Annotated in this window: 19 protein-coding genes; 13 read left to right on the top strand and 6 right to left on the bottom strand. The window is 41.5% G+C overall.

The window, feature by feature from the left end; genetic code table 11:
* Positions 1-55: 55 nt before the first annotated feature.
* The 8 genes from TERMP_RS08940 to TERMP_RS08910 all read left to right on the top strand — a co-directional run bounded on the left by TERMP_RS08940 (position 56) and on the right by TERMP_RS08910 (position 9,725).
* Entirely contained in the window at positions 56-2,314 is a 2,259-nt protein-coding gene (locus tag TERMP_RS08940) for a hydrophobe/amphiphile efflux-3 (HAE3) family transporter (protein ID WP_013468079.1), read from the top strand.
* Positions 2,311-5,061 (top strand): COG1361 S-layer family protein, encoded by a 2,751-nt coding sequence (locus tag TERMP_RS08935; protein WP_013468078.1) that lies wholly within the window; start codon positions 2,311-2,313, stop codon positions 5,059-5,061. The genes TERMP_RS08940 and TERMP_RS08935 overlap by 4 nt, the downstream gene beginning before the upstream one ends.
* Before the next feature lie 69 nt (positions 5,062-5,130).
* The gene (locus TERMP_RS08930; RefSeq protein ID WP_013468077.1) at positions 5,131-6,024 is read left to right on the top strand and encodes an LEA type 2 family protein; all 894 of its coding nucleotides are present in this window, start codon (positions 5,131-5,133) and stop codon (positions 6,022-6,024) included.
* Positions 6,025-6,067: 43 nt separating this feature from the next.
* Positions 6,068-6,580 carry a DUF3201 domain-containing protein gene (locus TERMP_RS08925; protein ID WP_013468076.1) on the top strand — a complete coding sequence of 171 codons (513 nt, stop codon included), beginning with the start codon at positions 6,068-6,070 and terminating at the stop codon, positions 6,578-6,580.
* 9 nt (positions 6,581-6,589) lie between these two features.
* A complete protein-coding gene (locus TERMP_RS08920; protein WP_013468075.1) occupies positions 6,590-7,744 on the top strand; it encodes an RsmB/NOP family class I SAM-dependent RNA methyltransferase in 1,155 nt (384 codons plus the stop codon).
* Positions 7,741-8,766, top strand: coding sequence for a lysylphosphatidylglycerol synthase transmembrane domain-containing protein (locus tag TERMP_RS08915; protein WP_013468074.1), 1,026 nt, complete (start codon positions 7,741-7,743; stop codon positions 8,764-8,766). Before TERMP_RS08920 ends, TERMP_RS08915 begins: the two co-directional genes overlap by 4 nt.
* On the top strand, positions 8,741-8,920 hold the full coding sequence (locus tag TERMP_RS11475) for a Trm112 family protein (RefSeq protein WP_148221086.1): 180 nt from the start codon (positions 8,741-8,743) through the stop codon (positions 8,918-8,920). The genes TERMP_RS08915 and TERMP_RS11475 overlap by 26 nt, the downstream gene beginning before the upstream one ends.
* A complete protein-coding gene (locus TERMP_RS08910) occupies positions 8,889-9,725 on the top strand; it encodes an NAD(+) kinase (RefSeq protein ID WP_013468073.1) in 837 nt (278 codons plus the stop codon). The genes TERMP_RS11475 and TERMP_RS08910 overlap by 32 nt, the downstream gene beginning before the upstream one ends.
* A 6-nt stretch (positions 9,726-9,731) precedes the next feature.
* Here TERMP_RS08910 and TERMP_RS08905 read toward each other — a convergent pair whose 3' ends face one another.
* The 5 genes from TERMP_RS08905 to TERMP_RS08885 all read right to left on the bottom strand — a co-directional run bounded on the left by TERMP_RS08905 (position 9,732) and on the right by TERMP_RS08885 (position 14,638).
* Positions 9,732-10,481, bottom strand: a complete 750-nt coding sequence (locus TERMP_RS08905) for a DUF835 domain-containing protein (RefSeq protein WP_013468072.1) — start codon at positions 10,479-10,481, stop codon at positions 9,732-9,734.
* A complete protein-coding gene (locus TERMP_RS08900) occupies positions 10,475-11,449 on the bottom strand; it encodes a bifunctional N(6)-L-threonylcarbamoyladenine synthase/serine/threonine protein kinase (protein WP_013468071.1) in 975 nt (324 codons plus the stop codon). Before TERMP_RS08900 ends, TERMP_RS08905 begins: the two co-directional genes overlap by 7 nt.
* A 195-nt stretch (positions 11,450-11,644) precedes the next feature.
* Positions 11,645-12,160 (bottom strand): flavin reductase family protein, encoded by a 516-nt coding sequence (locus TERMP_RS08895; RefSeq protein ID WP_013468070.1) that lies wholly within the window; start codon positions 12,158-12,160, stop codon positions 11,645-11,647.
* Positions 12,161-12,195: 35 nt separating this feature from the next.
* Entirely contained in the window at positions 12,196-13,527 is a 1,332-nt protein-coding gene (locus TERMP_RS08890) for an acetate--CoA ligase family protein (RefSeq protein ID WP_013468069.1), read from the bottom strand.
* 4 nt (positions 13,528-13,531) lie between these two features.
* A complete protein-coding gene (locus tag TERMP_RS08885; RefSeq protein WP_013468068.1) occupies positions 13,532-14,638 on the bottom strand; it encodes a CGP-CTERM sorting domain-containing protein in 1,107 nt (368 codons plus the stop codon).
* Positions 14,639-14,708: 70 nt separating this feature from the next.
* On the opposite strand from TERMP_RS08885, the gene coaD reads away from it, so the two are divergent.
* The 5 genes from coaD to arcS all read left to right on the top strand — a co-directional run bounded on the left by coaD (position 14,709) and on the right by arcS (position 20,368).
* Complete coding sequence (gene coaD / locus TERMP_RS08880) at positions 14,709-15,176, top strand: phosphopantetheine adenylyltransferase (RefSeq protein WP_013468067.1); 468 nt, start codon at positions 14,709-14,711, stop codon at positions 15,174-15,176.
* A gap of 4 nt (positions 15,177-15,180) precedes the next feature.
* Positions 15,181-16,440, top strand: a complete 1,260-nt coding sequence (locus TERMP_RS08875; protein ID WP_013468066.1) for a phytoene desaturase family protein — start codon at positions 15,181-15,183, stop codon at positions 16,438-16,440.
* Between the two features lie 121 nt (positions 16,441-16,561).
* Entirely contained in the window at positions 16,562-17,512 is a 951-nt protein-coding gene (arcC, locus tag TERMP_RS08870; protein ID WP_013468065.1) for a carbamate kinase, read from the top strand.
* A gap of 240 nt (positions 17,513-17,752) precedes the next feature.
* Positions 17,753-18,655: a coiled-coil protein gene (locus TERMP_RS08865; RefSeq protein ID WP_048159985.1), complete on the top strand. Its 903-nt coding sequence runs from the start codon at positions 17,753-17,755 to the stop codon at positions 18,653-18,655.
* A 3-nt stretch (positions 18,656-18,658) separates the two neighbouring features.
* On the top strand, positions 18,659-20,368 hold the full coding sequence (arcS, locus tag TERMP_RS08860) for an archaeosine synthase subunit alpha (RefSeq protein WP_013468063.1): 1,710 nt from the start codon (positions 18,659-18,661) through the stop codon (positions 20,366-20,368).
* A 28-nt stretch (positions 20,369-20,396) separates the two neighbouring features.
* Here arcS and TERMP_RS08855 read toward each other — a convergent pair whose 3' ends face one another.
* Positions 20,397-21,674, bottom strand: coding sequence for a PEGA domain-containing protein (locus tag TERMP_RS08855; RefSeq protein ID WP_013468062.1), 1,278 nt, complete (start codon positions 21,672-21,674; stop codon positions 20,397-20,399).
* Between the last annotated feature and the right edge of the window lie 42 nt (positions 21,675-21,716).

Genomic DNA, 21,716 nt, shown 5'->3' with positions numbered 1-21,716 from the left:
TTTAAATTTTCATACATATAAAACTTTCGGAAATTTCCGAAAGTTGGTGAGAGGTATGCTCAAGAAACTTGCAAAAATAATAGTGGAATACAGAATTGCCTTCGGATTGGTGGCTGTATTTCTCTTAGTTGTCTCCTTCTATGGCATAGCTCAGCTTAAATTTGAAACCAATCTGGCAAATCAGCTTCCAGAAAATTTGCCGGCTGTTCAGGATTACTTCACTGTTCAGAATGAGTTCCAAAGCAATGAGGTTTTGATAGTTGTTGTCAAGATTAAGGATATTAAAGAAGGGGGAGTTTATGATATTAGGGATCCACAGGTTATTCAAGGAATCTATGACCTTGAGCAAAAATTGAGGCAGCATGAGTATATAACCAACACAATGAGCATTGCTGATGTTTACATAAATGTTCTTGGAAGATTGCCGAAGAATAGGGAGGAATCTAAATTCGTTCTTAATATGCTTCCCGAGGATGTCAGAAATCAGCTTATAAGCTCGGACTACACCACTACTCTGATAATCGCCACAATGAACAGAGAAAAGAATACCCAAGCTTTAGTTAGGGTTTACAATGAAATCCAAAATGATATTGATAGCGTTAAATTCCCCCAGAATGTTGAGGTTGTCCAGACTGGGACAGTGGGGATACTGTATAAGTTCCTCCTATTCATGCAGCATGACATGTATTTGACTATGGCGATAGCATTTCTCTTTGTTGCTTCCTTGCTCCTTTATTTCTACCGTTCTCCAATAAAAGCAGTTATTCCGTTAATACCCCTGATATTTGGGGTTATAATGACCCTTGGATTCATGGGAATTTTGAGGATCCCCCTTGATATTGAAACCACAACTGTCGGGGCAATGCTGGTTGGTATGGGTATTGATTATGGAGTTCATGTAACAAACAGGTATTATGAAGAAAGGAAAAAAGGGAGGAGTATAGAGGAAGCTGCGGAAGAGTCTATAGCCGAGACCGGCAAAGCCCTACTTGGGGCGGCACTTACAACAATAGCCGGTTTCTCTGCTCTCAGCATTTCAGTTCTTCCTGGACTTAGGAGACTCAGCTTAGCTCTTATCATGGGTCTTGGACTTGCGGCACTTAATGCTGTTGTTATAACTCCGGCAATCATAATCCTTGAAGAGGACTTGAGAAAACTCATTACTGGACACTATGAAATACCAGAAACAAGATCCCACTCTGGATTCATAGCAAAGGTCTTTGAATTGATGGGAAGAACAGTTAGAGATAATCCATGGAAATTTTTGGCTTTGGTTTTTGTTATAACCCTGTTCTTTGGTTATGGTCTCACAATGGTAACAACAGAGGTGAGATTTGAAAAGATGATACCCCAGAACATCCCCGAAATCCAAGTCATGAACGATGTTAGATATGAATTTGGAGGTGAAGACGAGCTTGATGTCCTTGTAAAGGCTGATGATGTTAGGGATCCGAATGTTGTAAAAGCAATCTATATTTTTGAGCAAAGTGTTCTCTCGGACTCCTATTATAACAATGCCGTAGAGGCAGAGAGCATAGCTGATGTTGTGATCAGAAAATACGGCTACATCCCAGAGGATAAGGAAAAGATACAGCAAGCTCTTGAAGAATACCAGGGGACGCCTCTTGTTAGCTCTGATTACTCTATGACATTGATTCGCTTTAAAGGAAATTTCATGGGGGTTAGTCAGGACGAGTTCAGAAAAATCATACGGGCTTTTGAAGAGGAAATCCAGAATTCAGAATTTCCTCCGGGGATTGAGGTCTCATTGGCTGGGGATACATATCTTAATTATGCACTTGATAAGCTTACAAACACTGAACTTCAAAGAATCTCTACCTATGGAACTCTCCTCGTAGTGCTTATAGTGATACTGCTCTTTAGAAGTGCAAAGCTCTCAATTGCAATGGCAACTCCCATGTTCCTTGGAGCTTTATGGACAATTGGCTTCATGGGCTGGGCTGGAATACCCTTCAGCCAAGTTCTGGCTGGAACCATTTCAATGATTGTTGGTTTGGGTGTTGATTATGGGATGCATCTCACCCACAGATTTATGGAGGAGCTTGAAGAGGGCAATCCTTATCCGATTGTTACGGCTGTTAAAAGTGTAGGTCCTGGTATTTTCATCGGTGCATTAACAACCGCTGGAGGATTTTTGGCTTTACTCTTTGGTGAGCTCACACCTATGCACGATTTTGGAAAAACCCTTGCATTTGGAATATTTGCATCAATGCTGGCGTCATATCTTGTTACCCCTGCTTTGCTTCAGATATTTTACGGTAAACAAATAAAGAAAAGAGGTGAAGAGAAATGAAGAAATTTGGGATATTGCTGGGTGTAATGATTATTGTGGCGACTTTTAACATGGTTTTAGCTCAGGACACTGTGCTTTTTGAGGGATATTTAAATAAAGGGGATGCAATCTTAGTTGGTCCCCTTATAATCACGCTGAACGATGTTCAGAAGGACTACCTTACGAATCAGTACAAGGCAATGTTTGTGATAATGAAGGATGGAAAAATAATCAATGCCAACTATACTGTGATCTATGTGCCAAATCCCAGTAAGATACAGTCTCTGCTGGAGGATCCACAGTTCCTGAGAGCGATGGCAGAAACCCTCGGCTACAACGCTACGAATCCACTCTCCTACGCCCAGTTTTTGGCTTGGCTTGCTACAGCTTCTCCTGAAGAAATTGCAGATGCTGTTTTTAAGACAATTAATGAACATCCTGAGTTGGGTATAAACAAAGAAGACATTCTAATGCCAATGAGAGTTCCGCAATTTACGTACATTGGCGAGAATGAGACCATTGAGCTTAACGTTGATGGACAAAAGGTTACCATAACTGCGCTTGAGATATACCCAAACGGAGCAAGGATAAGCATAAGCGGTCCCTATGAGTGGAAAGCTTCGCTGATACCTGCACTCATAACCACGAGCATAGAAGCCCCTAAAAGTGTGAATCCGGGGCAGGAATTTACCGTAAAGGTTCATCTAAAGAATGAAGGTGCGCTGAAAGCAAAATATATAACCGTTATGGTCTCTCCGGTTATGCTGAACGTTGGAAGTGGAGAAAATCAGAGTTCAACGGGACAAGCTTTAGCTCAGGCTTTGAGCCAAAGCGGGGTTGTACAGTCTGCTTTAATGCCGGTAAATACCTCAATAAAGTACATCGAATTTCTTGATGGAAAGGAGAGTGCAACACTGGAGTTCAAGTTCAAAGCTAATGAGAATGCCCAGCCTGGTGTTTATCCACTATATGTAACTGTAATCTATTTCTTCGGTGTGGGGCAAAATATCCGGCAGATGCAGAGCTTCAACTTTGTTGGAATTACTGTAGCAAGGGATAGCGATGCATCGTTCGTAATTGAGAGCATTGAGAAGCCAAAAATAGTTCATCCCGGTGAAGACTTTGAAGTTAAAATAAAACTTAGAAACATGGGAGGGGATACTGCCAAAGACTTTTTAGCAACCATTGAACCCAAAGGCTCTTTAAATATCGAAGAGCAGCGGATTCAGAATGCCCAGCTACCTCAAAGCAATCTGCCAATGGAAGCAAAAACGCCAATTCTCGTGGCCAATAGGACTGACCAATACTATAGGGCGATTGTTGAGCCAAATGAGGAGGTTGAGCTAACTTTCAGGCTTCATGTGAGCGAAGATGCAGAGACTGGTAGCTATCCTGTAACCCTAAAGCTCACCTACTACAGTGGGGATTCAAAGGACTCAAAGAGCCAAAGCTTTGAGTTCTCAGTTCAAGTGCTTAGAAAAAGGGAGGCATTCATAGAAATTGAAAGCATTGATATGGAGCCAAAGAAAATTGAGCCAGGGGATGAGTTCACCCTTACAATAAAGCTCAGAAACGTTGGAGAAGAAAATGCAAGGGCATTTGTACTGAAAATAATTCCTACCCAAGTTCCGGTTCAGGGAGAAATTAAAAAAGTTGACCTTTCGTCGCTTCAAAACCTGCCGATTCAAGGGAGCCAAGCCATAAGTGAGAACCTCCAAGAGGCATTAAACCAAATATTAAAAGAGCTTGCAAAGAGAAATGTTGATGCATTCTTGCCTATTGGAGAAGATAACGTGAAGTATGTTCCAGAGATTGCTCCAAATCAAGAGGTAACTTTGACATTCCACCTAAAGGCAAACGATAGACTTGAAAATGGAATTTATCCATTGAGAATAGGCGTTGAGTACCTTTCATCTCCAGACGATTCAAAGATTAGTGATGAGCGCTTAATTGGCATCAGTGTTCTCGGAAAGGAGCAGCTCATAATTTCAAAGGTCTCAACTTCACCGAGCAGAGTTTACCCGGGAATGCACAACGTTGAGGTAAGCTTAAGCGTTGAGAACATTGGAAGTGGGGAGGCTAAGTATGTTCTTCTCATCCCGAAGCCCCAAAGTCCGTTTGAGCTTAGCGACACAAGCGAGCAGATAATAAACCTTGGGACGCTGAGGCAAGGGGATTCAGCAAATGCTGTCTTTAGGATTAACGTTAATGAGGATGCAAGAGGGGGAAGTTATAAGCTTCCCATAGAGATTCAGTATAAGGACGCTCTTGGAAACAGCCAGAAAATTATGTTGAATGTTCCAATAATAATCCACGAAAAGCCAAAGCTTGTTGTTGAAAATGTTCGCTTTGACAAAACTCCAATGCAAGGTGAAGAAATAAAAGTTTACATCACTGTGAAAAACGTTGGTGGAGAGAAAGCAAGCAGTGTGATGATTGAAGGCATCGTGAAGTCTTCCCAGCCTTTCACATTAACAAAGAGGACTGACTACATTGGAAATCTAAAACCTGGACAGAGTGGAGAGGGAGTTGTAGAGCTCAGCATAGATAAAGATGCAGTGCCGAAGACTTATGTCATCCAGATAAGGATGAGAGCAGTTGGGGATAAAGAAAGCGGAGACGATAACGTTTACGTTTTTGAGGACAGCATAAAAATACCAGTTGAGGAAAACACAAAGCAGGCACACACCCTGAAGTATGCTGGAATGGGGGTTGGTTTTTTAGTTGTTTTGGCAATTCTTGCTACTTACATGAAAAGACGCAGATAATTTCTCTTTTTCTTTTTCAGAAAACTTTAAACGGTTTTGAATATCATTATATTTGATGGGGTGGGAACAATGAGGATCGTTAAAATAATAGCAGTCTTGTTTCTTATTTTTATACTCTGGCTTGGTTATCTGGGCTACGCTGCTTTGAATTTGAAGCCAAAAATTACGGCAGAATGGGGATACGTTGATGACAAAACAACTGAACTTTGGCTTCACATAGACTTGGGAAAAAAGCTACCGATAGCTCTCAGGGTTGATAATGTCACAATTGAGTGGGCAGGGGTAAAGATTGGAAAGGTTGAAAATATGAAGCTTGGCTTTATGCAGGATAAGGTTGACGGTGTTTTAATTCTGGACAATTACAAGGCTGTTGAAGCTCTGAAGAACCACATTAGGGGCGGAGAGAAAAGCTATGTAAAAATAGCTCTGGGAGTTTCTATTTTCGGAATATTGGTATTTAAAAAGGAATTTACTCAGCAAGTTAAGACAGATATACTATCCCAGTTTAATATAAAGACCGAAAGCACGGGAGATTTAATTAAAACGCCCGCTGTGGAAGGAATTTCCTCAAGATGGGGACCAGTTGGTGATAAGTACATTACAGTATACAGTGATGTTAAGCTATACAACCCCAACAGCTTCCCAATTCCAGTATCTGGAGTGGAATTTAATGTCAACATAGATAATTATCCTGTCGCTACGGGCACCTTAGTTGAGAATACAGTGCTTCCAGCAAACGGATATGGGGTTGTTAAGGTTAAAACGCTCCTTGATACGTCCGTTCTGCCAAAGGTATGGGCAGAACACATAAAGCGTGGCGAAGAAAGTGATGTTTCAGTGATTATTTACCTGAAAGCCAACGTCCTTAATAAGGAGTTTAGGATCAAAGTTGCCGATATTGAGAAGAAAATTAAAACCAATATAATTGAACAGATAAATTCAATGCTTGAGCTTAAAACCTAAACTTTAAATTTTCTCCCTCTTTTCTTTCTCTGGAGGTGAAGTTATGAATCTACTTGATGTTCACAACTTACTCAACTTTATCTGGGGCGAGACTTTCAGACTCAATGAGGAGCTCAGAGAGAAGCTTAAGCCCCTCGGGTTTAAGGTTGAGCCTGTTGAGGAGGTTTTCAACGCCTATATATATCTTGACGGAGAATGGAGAGAGATGCTTTATCCTCATCCAGCGTTTGAGATTAAGCCTGGTGGAGAGGTTGGAGCCACTCTGCAGGGATTTTATTTTGTGTTTGGCATTCTTAAGGAGAAAATAAGCGAGGAGTTTGTAAAGGAATTTATTGAAAAATTCAGAAAATCCTACATCTATGGAAGCGAGAATTTTCTTGAGGATTTTTATAACTATCAGAGTCCAAAAGAACCAAATGAAGTGTTTAAGGAAATAAAGGAAAGCGAAGAGAAGATTATAAACTTTGAAGTTGGTGAGCTGACCGTTGAAGAACTGGAAAGGTATCTCTTTGATTTTATCGAACTTATCAAAAAATACAGCCTCTTTGACCTTTAAGGTGATATCATGTATCTTGAAGCATTTCCAGAGGAACTCCAGGAGTACTACAGAAAGCTCTTTGGGGAAGAAGCTGAGATAATAATGCAGAAGCTGAGAGAACCTGTGGAAAAATACTACATAAGGGTTAATACCCTCAAGATCAGCAGAGACAAATTGATTGATGAGCTTAAAAGAGAAGGTCTTAAGCCTAAGAGAAGCCCATACCTTGATGAGGGTATTTATTTTGATAGAGAGGGTCCAAATTTTCCTGATGATTACAATCCCAGGCTTCCCACTGTTGTTGCAAATAAATATGCAGCTGAAAGTGTGTATCAAGGTGCCATGCTCTATGCTCCCGGTGTTCTCAAGGCAGATAAGAGTATTAAAGAAGGTGATGAAGTCCAAATAAGAGACCCGAAGGGCCTTTTGGTTGGAATTGGGACAGCAAAGATGAATGCAAAGGAAATGATAAAAGCCACAAGAGGGATTGCCGTTGAAGTCACTCTGCCGAAGTTCAAGCTTCCAAGCCTGAGTGAGCTTAAAAGCTTTGAGAAAGGTTACTTTTACCCTCAAAGCCTGCCTTCTATGGTAACTGCGAGAATTCTTGAACCTAATGAGGGGGATTTAATCATTGATATGGCAGCTGCTCCTGGAGGCAAAACTACTCACTTAGCTCAGCTCATGCAGAACAGGGGGGAGATAATAGCAATTGATAAGTCCAAAAACAGACTCAGGAAAATGGAGGAAACCTTAAAGCGATTGGGGGTTAAAAATGTTAAGCTGGTTCATATGGACTCAAGGAATCTGCCGGAGCTTGGCATAAAAGCTGACAAGATTCTGCTTGATGCTCCGTGCACAGCCCTGGGAGTTCGACCTAAGCTTTGGGAGAGCAGAACGCCGAAGGACATTATCGCAACAGCCCGCTATCAGAGGCACTTTATAAATGCTGCAATAAAGAGCTTGAGGAAGGGTGGGATTTTGGTGTACTCAACATGCACACTCAGCTATGAAGAAAATGAGGGAAATGTTAAATATATGATCAAAAAGGGGTTGAGGCTTGAAAAACAATCGTTTTTCATAGGTTCTCCGGGAATAGGGCTTAAAGAAGTGCAGCGATTTTACCCTCACAAACACCTGACGCAGGGCTTCTTTATAGCAAAGCTGAGGAAGGTGAGAGAATGAAGAAAAAAAGAATTCCAATGATAATCATTGGAGTCCTGCTGATATTTGCTCTCATCTGGTGGGCAGGGATAGATGAGACAATGGAAATTATAGCGGGTGCTAAAATTAACTATCTTCTCTTGGCATTAACAATGCAGCTGTTTGCAACGCTTGCTTGGGCACTTAGATGGCAAGTTTTTCTAAAGAGGGCTGGAGTTAAGATCGGATTCTGGAGCATAATGGTGGCGACCTTCATAGGGGTGTTTTTTAACAACATAACCCCGGGGGCAAGGGCTGGGGGAGAACCTGCAAGAATGGTCGTCGTAAGCAAAACGTCTCGATCAAAAAGCACCTATGGGCAGGTTTTTGCAACCATAATGGCAGATAGAATTCTTGATGTCATTCCTGTTATGGTGTTTACGTTTATTGCTTTTAAGTATGCCTTAATCTTGAAGATACACATCTTGCTTTTGGTTCTTTCTGTATCAACAGTGGCATTGGTGTCAATTTTGGTGATCTCTATACTTCTCTCATTTAATGAAAGGCTTGCAATGAGATTTCTCAAAGCAATTATACTGCTTTTGAAAAGGATTTTTCCTAAGAAGTTTGAGGGAATTGAGGAAAAGCTTGAGGAGAAACTTAAAAAATCAATATTTGAATTCAGGAAAACGTTAAAAGAACTGTCAACGGATAAATCAGTTCTAATGAAAACGCTGTTTTATTCATTTGCCCTGTGGGTATTTATGCTTCTCAGGACATATTTTGTATTTAGAAGCATAGATTATCCCCTTGAACTTTACAAGATTCTGATGGTTCAGATGGCTGGGATAGCGCTGGGAATGGTGAGCATCCTTCCTGGAGGTATTGGCATAACGGAAGCCGTAAATTCAGCTCTCTATTTAAGCTTGAGCATAGACAAGAGCTTAGCTGTTACAGCGACGGTCATAGATAGGTTTGTTTCCTTCTGGCTTCCAAGTATAGTGGGGGGGGCTTTGAGCGTTTATCTGGGTGTTAAAAGTGGAGGAATTAAGGAAAAATATTGATGTGTTAGCTTGTCCCTGCTGCAAAGATAGGCTGGAGCTTAAGGAAAACTATTTATTCTGTAAGCGCTGTAATTTAAAATACCCCATCATTGATGGTATTCCTCAACTTGTGGTGAGTGTTGATGAAGTTTGGTGTAGTGGCGAGAAGGGATAAGGAAGCTGCCCTAAAGCTTGCGTATAGAGTTTATGATTTTCTTAAGGTTAGTGGGTTTGACGTTTTCGTTGATGAGGAGACATATCAGCATTTTCCCCACTTTAGTGTAGAAGATGTCGTAAAACTTGAGGACATGGACGTGGATTTTATAATTGCAATTGGAGGGGATGGAACGATATTGAGAATTGAACACCGCACCAAGAAGGACATCCCAATCCTTGGGATCAATATGGGGACGCTGGGATTCTTAACGGAAGTTGAGCCCAATGAGGCATTTTTTGCAATTAATAAGCTGATTGAGGGAGATTATCACATTGATGAGAGAATAAAGCTGAGGACGTATCTAAATGGGGAAAATACAGTCCCAGATGCTCTAAATGAAGTGGCTATTTTAACGGGAGTCCCAGGTAAAATAGTGCATTTGAAGTATTACGTTGATGAGGGATTGGCTGATGAGGTTCGTTCTGATGGTCTCATAATTTCAACTCCCACGGGCTCAACGGGGTATGCTATGTCTGCAGGTGGTCCTTTCTTAGATCCAAGAATTGATGGTGTTGTTATAGCACCTCTTGCCCCCATAGCCCTGAGCTCTCGTCCGATGGTTGTTCCCGCAACATCTAAGATTGATGTAAGAATCTTAACTTTGACAAGAAACGTGATACTGGCAATAGACGGTCAGTTTTACACATATCTCACTCCAGATATTGAAATAACAATAAAAAAATCCCCAAGGAAGACAAAATTTATACGCTTTTCTGAAGAGATTTATCCAAAATACACTCTCAAAATTAAGAAAAAGTTTTGAGGATCTCTACAGGGGGTTAAACTCCCTTTTCAGAAGTGCAACCTGGGACTCCTCCAGTGCTGTTGGGTCGGCAAATATTATAAGGGTCGCACCCCGTGTCATTAGATGATCTTTTAAGGTCACAAGGAACTTAAAAACGCTTTTAAAGCCATTGTAAAGAACAAGGTACTCCAAACAGTCAACAACAATTGTAGCCCCATTGTTTTCAGAAGCAAATCTAATGGCGATATCTTGCAGAACGTGAAGGGCAGTGGGGGAGACTCCCTTAGAGTCTGCTGTTGTTATCCATATTTTTTTGATATTTTCATTCCCATAAAGGTTTGGATAACGTGTAAAGAGTAGCACTGGTCCATCGATATTTTGAAGGAACTCCACAACATCCTGAAGAGTATTCGAAGATAACACGATATATGATGCCCCAGGTTTTCTCTTTTCTTCTGCATGTGAAATTGAAGTGAGGGGGATGTAGTACCTTTCTAAGTTGAGCATTAACGAAATGAACACCCAAATTACTCCTCCTATTGAAACGACATGGGTTATGAGGTGAATTTCATATGCAAAGGGTATTGAAACAAACAGAACCAGCACATCAATAAGCCTGCCAAATGCCCCAATTCCTGAGAAAATTGCTGCCAGAAGCATTAGCTTCCTGAGGTTCTTTGGGTATCTCCTGATTCGAATGCTGATAAAGATGGTTAAGAAAAGGATCATTAAGAATAAAAAAACTCTGTAAAAGAGAACAATTGCACCTACCATATTACCTCAACCTCATCAGTTCTGAACTTCTGATTAACAATTGTGTCTTCAATTTTAAATCTTACGCCAGCTTTGTACATCAACAGACCAGTATAAGCTATCATTGCACCGTTATCTCTGCAGAGATCGTACGGTGGGACAAAAAACTTAATTCCCCTATCCTCTGTCATTATCTTTAACATTTCCCTCAGGCGATTGTTTGCCGCAACACCGCCAACCAGAACAACCTCTTCCTTTTCTGTGTGCGCCACAGCCCTTTCGGTGACCTCAACCAGTGCAGCGAATGCGGTCTCTTGGAATGAGTAAGCTATGTCCTCAATTCTGTATTTTCCGCTTTTGAACTTCCTAACAGCTTCGGTTAAAAGACCCGAGAAGCTTAGATCCATGCCCTTGACGGCATAGGGAAGTTCAATATATCTTTCCCCTTTTTGAGCGAGCTTTTCAATTTTAGGTCCACCCGGAAAGCCCAGTCCAATTTCTCGTGCAAAAGTATCCAGGGCGTTTCCAATCCCAATGTCCAAAGTTTCTCCAAATACCCGGTATCTTCCGCCTTCAAGGGCTAAAACCTGAGTGTTTCCACCGCTTACATACAAGCCAACGGGATCCTTAACTCCAAACATCTTTGTTATCTCAACATGTGCGATGCAGTGGTTTACTCCAACAATCGGCTTACCGTACTTTATTGCCAGAGCTCTTGCTGCTGTGGCAACCACCCTTAAGCATGGCCCCAATCCGGGGCCTTGGGAAAAGGCTATGACATCAACATCTTCAATTGAAATCCCAGCCTTTTGAAGGGCTTTCTTTAAGAGCGGCTTCATAAGCTTTGCGTGATGCTCGGCAGCTTCTTTAGGATGAATACCGCCTTTTTCAGTTGTTAAAGTGTGGAATACGTTTGCTAAAACTTTATCTTCGGTTACAATACCTATGCCAAGGGTGTGGGCTGTTCCTTCGATCCCTAAGGCGATCATCAGTTTGAGTTGAGGGGAGAATTTAAAAAACTTTACCTTGGGGATGGTTTTGGTGTATTTTTGATTTTTACCTTGATTGATGCACTCGTTTTGCGGAGGACAAACTAAGAAAGCAGCTTTAAAGAGCATTTACCCTTACAATCGGCTTTTAAACCTCACATTCGAACACAAAAAGTCAAAAAACACAAACCAGATTTATGGTCTGTGTATCTTTTTGTCAAATGTAACGAAGTCCGTCCACGCTGCATGTGCGAGGAACTTTGCCTCTAAGTTTGGCTTTCCGTTCTTGAAAGCCTTTTCATTGTAGCTCCAGCCAACGACTTCACCGACAAACCACGTATGATCTCCGTAGTCCCTTGCATCAATTACTTTACACTCAATGTTTGCCAGTGCTTCCTTTATACTTGGTGTTTCTATTTTCGTTGAGGGGACGAGAGTAATGCTCATCTCCTTGAGCTTTGATGGACCGCTCTTTGTTCCGGCAATCCAGACGTCTCTGAGCATGTCCAAGCTTGGAACGCTTACAATGAACTCTCTGTATTTGCTGATCAGCCTGTGGGTGTATCTCTTCGGTGAAACAGCAACCCCCACCATGAATGGCTCATGTGACAGTATAGTTACCCAGTCAGCTGCCATAACGTTTGCTTCTTCGCCATGACCTGAGACTATTAGGTATGTTCTCATGGGGTACAGCAATCTGTAAGCATCCATTCCCATCACCGGGTATAGGTTGGTAAAAGGGTGTATTAAACTTTTTCCCTTAAGCTGAGCCAGTAGAATGCTTTTGCTGCTCTTTCGGGCGTTTGAAAATTTTTAATACCTTTTTCTGCCAGAAGCTTAACTCCGTCTCTAACGAGCTTTCCAGCCATGAAGTTCACTATTATTGGCTTATCACACTTCGCATCAATTATGGCTTTTGCTATCTCTTCACTTGGGATAAAAATTGGGGGAACGCAGATTACAAGCAAGGCATCGACGTTTTCATCTTTTCCCACGATCTCAATTGTCCTCTTATATCTTTCATAATCGGCATCCGCAATCAGGTCTATTGGATTCTTAACGGAACACTGGGGAGGTAAAAATTCTCTGAGAGCTTTTATAGTTTTCTCGCTAAGCTTAGCAATCTCCAAACCCAGGCTCTCGGCTTTATCCGTTGCTAAAACTCCAGGTCCTCCGGAGTTTGTTATAATCGCTATTCTTCTTCCAGCTTTGTCGTACATCTCAAAGACCTTAGCAGCGTCAAAAAGCTCCTCCATCTCCTCAACTTCAATTGCACCGAACTGGTTGAACGCCGCTTTGTAAATTTCATAGCTGCCTGCCAATGAACCCGTGTGGCTCTGAGCAGCTCTTGAACCACTCCTGCTTTTTCCGGCTTTTAAGATAATCACGGGCTTCTTGGGTGTGGCATACTTCAAAGCATCAATGAACTTTCTTCCATCTTTGACCCCCTCAATGTACAGGGCTATTGCTTTAGTGTTCCTATCGTCTGCAAAGTACCTCAGGAAATCGCTCTCCGTTAAATCTGTTGCATTCCCATATGATACAAAGGCAGAAAATCCAATTCCCTCCTCATTCCCCATTGCCAAAGCTGCTCCTCCAAAAGCTCCACTCTGGGAAATTAAAGCCAAGCCTCCTTTTTTAACTCTCACCTCGAACGAGCCGAAGAATTTGCCGTGAACTCCAAAGATTCCGGCACAGTTTGGCCCAATAATTCTAACCCCCTTCTCTCTCGCTTTTTCAACAAGTTCTCTCTCAAGTTCCATATTTCCAATCTCGCTGAAGCCGGCGGAGATAACGACAGCACCCCTAATTTTATCTCCAATTTCCTCAATTAATCCAGGAACAAGCTTAGCTGGAATTGCTATTATCGCCACATCTGTCTTTTCATCAAGCCTCTTCTTTATTTCGAATCTCTTCCCTGAAACCTCAACTTCTCCTCCCTTTGGATTGATGGGAGTTATTTTTCCTTCAAAACCTCCCTCCGCTATGTTCCTCAGAATTTCATATGCTATTGCTCCTTTTCTGAAAGAGCCAAATATCGCAACGGAGGAAGGATAAAAGAAGAAATCCAAATCCATTAATTCACCTCCTGCGTTTTCTCAGAAGCAGCGGAAATAGTGCCAATCCTACGATAACTCCTGGACCGCAGATCTTCTTTTCTTCAAAAACCATGTTTACAATTGTGTTATCTGTTTTTTCGTAAATCATCTGAACGCTTTGGTCTTTGGGAGCTTTAATGTTCACCTTATCAAATCTGAATGGCAACCTAATTGTGATGTTCCACACCTTCTTTGTGAGGGTCTCCTTATACTGGAGCATTGGCTTTGCTTCTCCTGAAAATGTTACACCGTTTTCCGTGCTTTTTATATCGAATTTGATTAAGTCCATGCTCATGTTAAACTCATCAATGAGCTTTGCAATGTGGTATTGCTCCGGCTTCATCCCAATAATGCTCCCGTTAAATGTCACAGTTCCAGCAAAGGGGTCATATCTCAGATTTATGACTTTGGTGCTGTTGTCTAAAAACTCCTTAAATGGGATTATTTTGGTTTTCTTTGCTCTCTCTTTTTGGAACACGGTTTCGTTAAATGTGAGTACAATTATGGGGAGATAGTCGCCATTCTCCCAAACTGCGACATTCTCGGTCATCTCCTTTGGTACTGGGGCAAGGTTAATGATGTAAGCATTTTTCGGGAATATTATTGTGAGCTTCTTCCAGTGATATGAAAGAACTTTATTTTTAAAAATGAACCTCATTGGACCATAAACAGCGCTTTTTAGGGTTCCGTTTTTTAAAATTAGATAGTTGTATATTTTAAAGTTCAGTGTAGTAGTCCAATTTGGATGAAGCTCAATAAATCCTGTTTGGGGTGTTATAATGACTGTTTTGTTTGTCTGTGACTGTATGAATTCCTGAAGATTTAGGAATATCAAAGAGAATACCATATCATGAAACTCTTTTTGGGCTTTTTGAGGGTCATTCTTCTGAAGATTGTTCAGATAAGAGAGCAGATACGGATCTATAAGCTTAGCTGTCATCTTGACAGAAGCAGTTCCACTTTCAGTAATTGTCATAAAAATTTGAATGTCAAAGATTTGCTGAGGCGGATATGCAACTGCCTGATTTATTAGACCTAATGAAAAGAAGAATATCAACAATATGGCACCTGCTTTGAGTCTCTCACTCATTTTCTCACCTCCCTAAACTTTTTGTAAGTGGATACAAAAATTTATTGGTGCAAGTGTTGAAGTGATGAGCATGAGGAAGTACAAGAAAGTTGTAGTCGGCGGGACTTTCGATAGACTGCATTTGGGGCATAAAGCTTTACTTAGGAAGGCCTTTGAAGTTGGGAAATACGTCTATATTGGTTTGACATCTGATGAAATGATTAAAAACAAGCCCTATGCCGAAAAAATTCTCCCCTATGAGCTTCGGCTGAAGGATTTAATTAAATTTTTTGAAGTTAATGGATATAAAAATTATCGCATAATAAAAATTCACAATGCAATAGGTTTTGCTGATAAGTTAAAGAGCTTAGATGCTATTGTTGTCAGTGAAGAAACATATAAAGGCGCCCTGATAGTTAATAAAGCGAGAGAGGAAAAAGGTCTAAAACCCTTGAAAATTGTAAAAATAGGGATAATTAAAAGCAAATTGGGGTGCAAAATAAGTTCGTCTCTCATACGAGCAGGTCTAATAGATCCATTTGGGAATCCCAAGAGGTGATAAAATGAGGGTTGTAACGATTGGTGCTGGTCTCGGAGGTTTATTGACCTCAGCATTTTTGGCAAAAGCCGGATATGAAGTGATTGTTCTTGAAAAATCATCTTTTATTGGCGGCAGATTCACGAATTTGAGATACAAGGGTTTTCAGCTTTCAACTGGAGCTTTGCATATGGTTCCTCACGGTGAAGACGGACCGTTAGCTCATCTCCTTAAGCTCCTCAACGCTAATGTGAAGATAGTAAACTCAAACCCGAAAGGGAAGTTCTTTATTGATGGAAATCTCTATCACTACAGGGAAGGATGGAAGTACCTCAGCTTTAAGGAGAAAGCCAAAGCAATGAAGCTTCTGGCAGAGATAAAAGCAAACCGTCTGCCAAAAGGTGAAGATGCCCAGATGAATGCTTGGGAGTGGCTAAGCGATAAAATTGGAGAAAATGAATTTGCTTATCTCTTCATAAAGAGCTTTCTCGGCTGGGCTGTAAGTTTAGCCCCAGAAGAAGTTCCAGCGATTGAATTTGCCAAGGAAATTAAAGCTACGCTTAAGTGGGGAGGGCCGGGGCTAATAAAGGGTGGATGCAAAGCTGTGACGGATGAGTTAGCGAGGATTGTTAGAGAAAACGGCGGAGAAATAATAACGAGAAAAAAGGTCGTTGAGGCTGAAGAGGGAAAAGTTTTCACAGCAGATGGTGAGGAGTACCCTTATGACATCTTAATTTCAAACATTGGAATTAAAGAGACTGTTGAGCTCTTTGGAAGAGAGAACTTTGATAAGGAATACCTCAAAAAACTTGATTCATTAAAACCTGCTGAGGGAATCAAAATTAACATTGCGCTAAAAGGAAAGCCAAGAATCGGAAATACGGTGGTGTTCACCCTTGACACAAAGAGAATTAACGGCTACAACGAGCCTTCAGCTTTGAGTCCGGAATTAGCTGAGGAGGGCTACACCCTGATTATGGCACATCAAGCGCTGAGGAGCAGAAACATAAAGAAGGAGCAGAGATTGGGAGTGGAAGATTTGTATTACCTGTTCCCTGAACTTGATAAAAATGGAGAGATTCTGCTCATACAGACCTATCTTGACGGAAACCCCGTCAACAGAGTAGCCTCAGGACAGCATTTAGACTTTCCGATGGAGAACGTTTACATTGTTGGAGACGCCAACAAGGGGGAGGGTGGAATAGAGGTCGAAGGAATTGCCCTTGGAGTTATGAAAGTTCTTCAGGAGCTTGGGGTTGGGAGGTTTGATGAGTGGTACCTCTGAGTTTTCTTACCTTTGTAAAGCTTTCTGCGGATTTTCCGAACTTTTTTCTGAATAAAACATTTTATTACTAAGAAAGCCTTTTATCAAATATTTGTGAAAGTCAATTCAGAGGTGAGGGTGCATGAGGAAGAGGGTTGTTATTGCCTTGGGCGGAAACGCTATTCTTCAGCGTGGTCAGAAGGGGACTTATGATGAGCAGATGGAAAATGTAAAAAAAACTGCAAAGCAAATTGTCGATATAATCCTTAACAACGATTATGAGGTTGTAATTACTCATGGAAACGGTCCTCAGGTTGGAGCCTTGCTTCTCCACATGGATGCTGGGCAACAACTTTATGGGATTCCAGCTCAGCCAATGGATGTTGCTGGAGCTATGACTCAGGGTCAGATAGGCTACATGATACAGCAGGCTATAACAAACGAGCTTAAACGGAGGGGGATTTACAAGCCTGTTGCAACAATTGTGACACAGGTTCTTGTTGACAAGAACGATCCAGCTTTTCAGAATCCGTCAAAGCCAGTTGGACCATTCTATGATGAGGAAACGGCAAAAAGGCTCGCCAAAGAGAAAGAGTGGGTTGTTGTGGAAGACGCTGGTAGAGGATGGCGTAGAGTTGTTCCATCTCCGGATCCAAAGGATATAATTGAGAAGGACATAATCAGGGATTTAGTTGAGAAAGGCTTCATTGTCATAGCGTCGGGTGGTGGGGGAATTCCGGTTATAGAGGAAAACGGACAGCTCAAAGGTGTTGAGGCTGTCATTGATAAGGATCTGGCTGGAGAAAAGCTGGCTGAGGTTGTTAATGCTGACATCTTCATGATTCTCACTGATGTAAATGGGGCTGCAATAAATTATGGAAAGCCGAATGAAAGGTGGCTCCACAAAGTTGCTGTTGATGAGCTCAGGAAGTATTATGAAGAGGGGCACTTTAAGAAAGGCAGCATGGGGCCTAAGGTCTTAGCAGCGATAAGATTTGTGGAATGGGGCGGGGAGAGAGCGGTCATTGCTGCTCTTGATAAAGCAGTTGATGCATTGGAAGGCAGAACTGGAACCCAAGTAATCAAAATGTGATCTCTTTGGAGTTTTTAACTTTTTAAAACACTATTTCTGCCCATCTTTTGACAATAGAAAGCTCAGAATAAATAATGTAAAACAAACATTACTCTGGCAGTTTTAAATTAACTCAAATTTATGAGCTCTTTATTTAGAGCCAAAAAGTTTTTATTTACTTCTTACTTTTTCACATAGCGAGGCTTAAATAAGGGTGAGAGAATGAGTAACTATTCTAAAATTGGGGAAGGGGAAGATACCATGCAAGTAAAAGTAGACCCAGAAGAAATTAAGAGGATAAAAGCAGAGATTGAAGCTCTTGAAAAGGAGAAAAGAGAAATTCAAGCTAAGCTTGAGGAGCTTCAGAAGGAGTTGAATATCTGGATACAAAAGAGAGATGAGAAGAATAATGAGGTTAAGCAGCTTAGACAAAAAGCAAGAGAATATAAGCAGAAAAGAGATGAAGTGAATAAGCAAATACAGGAGCTCAAAAAGAATAGGGAAGACATCAATGCAAAGCTTGACCTTCTCTATCAAGAGATCCTTGAATATAGAACCAAGAGAGATGAATATAATCAGCTGAGAAGGCTTAGGATGCCTAAAGAAAAGATTGAAGAGAGAATTGACAAGCTTGAATGGGAGTTGCAGACCAATCCCAACATAACCCCCGAGAGAGAGAAGCAGATTGTTGATCAGATTCAGGTTTTAGCGACGGAGCTTGAGATAATCCAGCAGGCTGAAAGGTTCCATCAGAAGCTCCAAGAAACCAGGAAAAAAGTTGAAAGTTTGAAGAAGGCAAGAAGAGCCATAAGTTTGGAAATCCAAAAGCTCGCAAACCAGAGCCAGCAGTTCCATGAGCAGATGATCAAAGCATACCAGCAGGCAGACGAGATAAAGAAGGAGGCGGATGAATATCACCAGAAAGTCGTTGAGCTTAGGGAGAAGATTAGGGAAGTAAGGAGACAGCTGCGTGAGATTGAGAGGAAGATAATGGAGTATGATGAAAAGCACAAGGAGTTAATTGCTTACAAACTCGTTGCAAGGATGAGGGCAAAGAGGGACGCAACATTTGAGAAAGCCGTTGAGGCACTGGAGAAGTTCAAGCGCGGTGAGAAGCTTACACTGGATGAAATTCTGCTGTTGCAGAGATACAACTTGGTGTGATTCATGGAGATACTCAAACACGAAGGCCCTGGAAGACTGGGGTTAGTTAGGTTAAAGGATAAATCTTTTAGAACACCTGCTTTGGTGAATGTAGACTTTACCCTATCTCCCTTCAATTCCTACTTCTATCCAAAGGCCTTTTCTGAGTATGATTTTAATTTGGCCCCTTCCATACCGATAAGCTTCTACACGCCGAGCGAGATTGTGGAAAAAGCGTTTTCTCGACTAATTGGAGTTGACTACTCAAACTTCAACGCTTTTTATCTCCCAGCGATTAGAGATGTTGAAAGACTTGAGAAGTTTTTGGATGAAATTTTAGCTAACAACAGCTTTGATGCTCTCTATTTGGGAAATTCAAAGGTTTTAGTTAAAGACTACCGCAGGTTTGTACAAACTCTAAGAATGATTAGGGAAAAAGATCCAAATTTAATGATAATCACTGACCTGGAGCCTTTCTTTTATCCTTTAGCCGTTTATCTTGGCATTGATGCATTTGATACGCGCTCTCTAAAGCTGTATGATTTTCACAAAAAATCTTTCACCATGTATTCACCTCTTCTTTGGGATGAGGGAGAGAACTCTCTGGAGTTTGCTGAAAAAGTTATCTCCCTCGTGAGGAAGGCCCTTGAAGAGGGCAAGCTGAGGTATTTAGTTGAGAACTTCTTCTACACCCAGAGCCATGCGGGAATTTTAAGGATAGCTGATAAGGAGCATGGCGACTATCTCGAAAAGTACACGCCAATTCAGAAAGATACTGTCTATTTCATCAGTGATGCCTCCCAAAACAGACCCGAAGTTAAAAGGTGGCACCAGAGAGTAATAGAAAGGTTTGTTCCCCCCAAAGCCAAGCTTTTGCTCTTATTTCCATGTTCAGCCAAGAAACCTTATTCGAGGTCAAGGAGTCATACTCTCTACAGAAAAGCTCTGCAAGAAGTTTTGGGCTCTGGGATTTATAAGGTTCACGAGCTCATCTTAACATCTCCTTTCGGTGTTGTTCCAAGGGAGTGGGAGTGGCTGGCTAAGTACGACATAGTTGTAACTGGGCATTGGAGTGAGGAGGAGATAAGTTCGGCAGCAGAGCTTTTGGCGAAAACCCTTGAGAAGTATCCAGATATTCCAATAGTTGCCCACCTCGATGAGGCTTACGTTGAGATTGCAAAAAGAGCAAGCGAAATGAGCGGAAAGGAAATAATCTTTGTCCCTGTTAAAAATGGCACGACATCAAGAGAAAGCATAGCTGCTTTGAAGAAAACCCTTGAAGAACTCGGCTTAGATTTAAAGGCTGGGAAGGAAGATAGAACTTATCGCTTCTATGAGAACATCAGGAAAATCTTTGACTTCTACTTTGGTATTGGCGCTGGAGATGCTGTCCTTCCAGATGATGCACAGATTAAGGGCTCAAGGATGCTGAGGATTTTTGTTGATGGCAGGCAAACCGGAACTTTCCAGGATGGCGTGATAAGCGTAACTCCTTACGGAATGCAGCGCATTTACGAGGCGACAAAGAGCTATTACGTTAGGATTGACTTCGATTTGAGGGGAGATGTGTTTGCTGTCGGTGTGAGTGAGGCTGATGAGAAGATCAGACCGGATGATTTAGTTGCCGTTGTGAGGGATGAACAGGTTGTTGCCGTTGGAAAAGCTCTTCTAAGCGGCGAAGAGATGGTAAAAGCTAAGCGTGGAGTTGCCGTGAAAGTTAAGAAGAGGGCTTAAAATAAATTAAAAAGATTGAGCTAAGGATTTACACGCTTCTTATCTTGGGAACATTGAGGATTTTTAGCAATTTAACTGGAATTACGGTCAGCCTAAACCGTCCTCCATAGCCGATATCAAGTTTCTTGTGGTATACTACGTAGCTTCCAAATTTTAGGAGTATATCGTGCTCTCCGCTGGGGACTTCATCCTTAAATGGTGTTTTCCCAACGTAGCTTCCATCGATATACACGTCCAATGCAATGGTGGAATTGATAATTAGCAGGGTAGTGTTTGGAAGGTAGTAGGTGGTTTTCTTTGTTTTTGGAACCTGCATCTCCACTTCCTTTCCATTCACGGTTAAGGCAGACCTGAGAATATTGAAGTTTACCCTTATGTTGTAGCTCTGGTTGGGCTTTAGCTCCAGCCATCCCTCAAGGAAGGGATAGCCATTGTGACCCATAGAAATCTTGTAGGTGTGGAGTTCTGGGATATAGGGGATTACTGTGGTGGTGAGATTTCCGAGTTCAAGGTCATAGTGGATTAGGCTAACATTACGCTGTGGTTCCATCACTACAGGAACTAAAGCATCAAAAGGAGTAAACCATTCTCCAAACCGGTGGAAGTCGAAGATGTAAACCGTGGCATTTTTAGGTTGACTATCTATGGAGAGAAGGGAGTAGGGGACTATGAAGCTTGCCTCGCGGTAAGGGAAGCCCCTTGCCATCGCGCTCTCATTGCCGAAGTAGTATATCATCTCTATCATTTTGCAGCCCTTTCTTCCTCGATATTCTTCAATTGAAGGTGTACTGTTGAGGAAGAGCTGGTAGTAAGGGTCTTTATTGTCGTATTTGTAGATGACCATTGGAGGATTCTTTGGTCCGAACATTATTATTCCGCCGCACACTTCCTCATCCCAGAAGGGAGCGGCAATTGGGGGCACATACTCGTCTTCCTTTGTCGGTACCGTTGAATTGAAGCCGTATTCTACGGTTATATTCTTAAAAGGGCCTTTCACTGCCAAATCTATCCTTCCAAAGTAAACAACTATTTTAACAAACCTTTCATCCTCGGGTGGAACTAAATTGTATAGAACGGTATAGTTGCCGCTGGAAATTCTTATAACCCAGTTTTTTGAAGGTAGCTCAATTACTGCTGGAGTTTTAAACGTTTTGTTAATGCCCTGAATGATAACGGTTGCATTACTTGGCCTGGAGTCTATCTGGAGCACTATGTTCTCATTACCAAAGGCACTTACACTGGAAAATGCAGATATTGTGAGCAGAAACATTATTAATGCTGTAAACACATGCTCTTTTCGGAACATTTAGACCACCATAAGATGAGTTCGCTTTATAATTTATAAAAG

This window comes from Thermococcus barophilus MP, from assembly GCF_000151105.2.
In the GTDB taxonomy this organism is placed as follows: domain Archaea; phylum Methanobacteriota_B; class Thermococci; order Thermococcales; family Thermococcaceae; genus Thermococcus_B; species Thermococcus_B barophilus.
The sequence above is the reverse complement of the archived record's forward strand: the minus strand, read 5'-3'. Positions and strand labels throughout refer to the sequence as shown.